General features: G+C 39.4%; 5 protein-coding genes. All 5 read left to right on the forward strand.

The genetic code is table 11. The features are described from left to right. The coding region (locus P2G85_RS21220) for a DUF3265 domain-containing protein (RefSeq protein WP_345795445.1) at window positions 1–110 on the forward strand (110 nt) is incomplete at its 5' end. A 28-nt stretch (window positions 111–138) separates the two neighbouring features. Next, window positions 139–651, forward strand: coding sequence for a hypothetical protein (locus tag P2G85_RS21225; protein WP_275865999.1), 513 nt, complete (start codon window positions 139–141; stop codon window positions 649–651). Between the two features lie 146 nt (window positions 652–797). Then, a complete protein-coding gene (locus P2G85_RS21230; protein ID WP_275866000.1) occupies window positions 798–1,190 on the forward strand; it encodes an NUDIX domain-containing protein in 393 nt (130 codons plus the stop codon). A gap of 156 nt (window positions 1,191–1,346) precedes the next feature. After that, entirely contained in the window at window positions 1,347–1,910 is a 564-nt protein-coding gene (locus P2G85_RS21235; protein WP_206629662.1) for a hypothetical protein, read from the forward strand. Between the two features lie 142 nt (window positions 1,911–2,052). Next, entirely contained in the window at window positions 2,053–2,355 is a 303-nt protein-coding gene (locus P2G85_RS21240; protein ID WP_275866001.1) for a hypothetical protein, read from the forward strand. The last annotated feature ends 238 nt before the right edge of the window (window positions 2,356–2,593 follow it).

Raw genomic sequence — 2,593 nt, forward strand, 5'->3', positions numbered from 1 at the left:
CTAACAAACTGTTTAAGAGTGATTCAGCACGCGTGGCATTTTTAGTATGCGGTGATTTTTGTGTTGAAGTGCCATGCAGCGGCCTGCTCATTGCGTGCTTCACACCTTAACAGGGCGTTATGTTAAAGGAGGACTTTTGTGAAAGTGTTTGATGTAGAGGTTGATCGCCTAGAGTACGATTTTAATTACAATACCGTTGAAACGGATGAGCTACACCAAAAATTGAATGGATCAACCGAAGTTACTATCAATGACTTGCGAAGAGTTTCTCTATGGAAATCGAACCGAGTATTAAATGTTGATAATGACACTTTAGCTTGTTTAAATCAGTTAGGTTCGGTATCTGATTTAACTCTAGAGTCGCCGTTAGTCAAAGAGGTTATTGAACGATTAGTCCTTTCACAAGGTATTGGCTTTCCAATGGCAAGCGCGGTTCTCAAGTTTATCAATCCCAACTTATTTCCAATCATTGACGTAAGAGCATATCGTGCTCTTACAGGTAAAAAGCCTTATTACTCGAGCTATACCTATGACGGGTACATTAGTTACGCGGTTGAGTTGCACCGTCTAGCCCAAGTCTTGAACAGACCCTTAAGAGACATTGACGAGCAGTTGTATTGCTTTGATAAAGAGAATAATGGGAAAATTTAACATAACAAAGCATTTAAGAGTGATTCCCAACGCTTGTCATTTTTCATTCCATCGTTGGGTTTTGTGTTTACGGTGGTATGGTTTAGTTTCGTGGTAGCGTTGCTCACACCTTAATGCGGCGTTAGAACTTTCAAGGGAACATATAGATGGAAGTAAATGAATGCATCTCTTTCATTATGCTCAATGGTTCGCAGGTACTGCTAGAAAAACGCAGTGAGCAAAAGGAAACGGATCCCGGTTTGATCACTATACCTGGTGGTCATATTGAATATGGTGAAACTCAAGTTCAGGCGCTGTTCCGCGAGTTAAATGAAGAGCTCAATGTTGTTCCAACTGAATACAAATATTTATGCTCCCTTTACCACCCAACGAAAGAACTGCAGTTGATACATTATTTCATTGTTAGTGCTTGGACAGGAGATATTACGGCTCAAGAGGCTGACGAAGTTAAGTGGTATTCATTGAATGCGAATCAAGTCGGAATTGCTGCTGACAGTATTGCTCTGAAAGAAGTAGAGCGGGTTAGTCGCTATCTTTGAGTACAGTTCTAACAATAAATTTAAGCAGATTCGTAACGCTTGGCATTTTTGCTTTGAATCAGCTTAAGTGTTTACGGCACAATGGTTTAGGTGGGTAGTAGCGTTACTCACTACTTAATTTGGCGTTAGTTGCTTTCATAAATAATAGGTAAGTACATGAAAGAGAAGCTGGTATCATTTGATCTCGAAACAGATCTAGTCATGTCATTGCGGTGCTTACTTGACGCTTTGTCTCAAATTGAAAGCGGGCAAAACACGTATTTCAAATGGGCAGTGATCTACGGGCATAACTCTGTTCAATCGGCAATGTGTTTAGCTCTCATTACATCGGACTCACGCCTAGTCCGGAAAAAAGATAGTTATCACTCGGAGTATGGTGATTTAGATAATATCGAATGGCTTTACGAAAAACTGCGGAAAGAAGACTTTCTTCCTTACATGGGTAGCCAAGTAATTGATAGTCAGCGATTTGAAAAAGAAAAAGTTAGCCGTTTGCAGACAGTTAGGAATACATTTATCCATCAGCACCCATCACTCTATGTCTTTACGTTTAATGAATTAGTAGAGTTAATCAGTATCTCTGTTGATCTAGTTGGTTTCTTAGTCAATGAAAGTGAGCGTCTAGCTATAAATGGGTATACACAATCTCAAATAAAGGGTTTGGTGGACGAGTTGAGCACGCAACTAACAAACTGTTTAAGAGGGATTCGCAACGCGTAGCATTTTTACTATGCGTTGGTTTAAGTGATTAAGGTGGTCTGCGGCGGCTTCGGTATTGCGTTGCTCACCCCTTAACAGGGCGTTAGCTTTAAATTCGCAACAAAATCATCATTGGATATTTTAAATATATTGGAGTTTCTATATGAAAATTATCAAAAAAGTCCTCTTAACATCTCTTATTTTATTTAATCCACTACAAGCACATGCTTTTGGCATTGATCAAGATACATTGTGTACAGCTGTAAGTTGGAAAGCTGCTGACAATGAAGGTAAGTGCAAAGAAGGAAGCAAAATTGCGTTTTTGCCAAACTCATTTGGAAATGAGCAGCTCCCAATTATGTTTGTAGCATTGAATTGTGATTTAAATCACAATGTAAGTTTAACTAAAGGAGGGGCAGTGTGTATATTTAAGCCTGCAAAAAATGTAGTTGAGGCATCAAAATAAAGCTAACAAACGCTTCAAGACGGATTCGCAACGCGTGGCATTTTTGCCATGCGTTAAGTTTAGTGATTTAGGTGGTTTGCGGGTACACCGTATTGCGTTGCTCACCACTTAAGCGGGCGTTAGTTTGCAAGAGGAAAAACGCAGTTATATCGCAAGATCTAGTGGTAAAAGCTCAAAGTTGAAATTGTCGTATCGGCGTTCAATTTCAGTGTTAATTAACGTGGTAAAAATCCAAAAT

Origin of the sequence: Vibrio sp. CAU 1672, assembly GCF_029223195.1 — a bacterium.
Taxonomy (GTDB): Bacteria; Pseudomonadota; Gammaproteobacteria; order Enterobacterales; family Vibrionaceae; genus Vibrio.

Excerpts from the sequence above, each read along its gene's own strand:
- P2G85_RS21230 (WP_275866000.1), top strand. The coding sequence starts at position 798 with ATGGAAGTAAATGAATGCATCTCTTTCATTATGCTCAATGGTTCGCAG.
- P2G85_RS21235 (WP_206629662.1), top strand. The coding sequence starts at position 1,347 with ATGAAAGAGAAGCTGGTATCATTTGATCTCGAAACAGATCTAGTCATG.
- P2G85_RS21240 (WP_275866001.1), top strand. The coding sequence starts at position 2,053 with ATGAAAATTATCAAAAAAGTCCTCTTAACATCTCTTATTTTATTTAAT.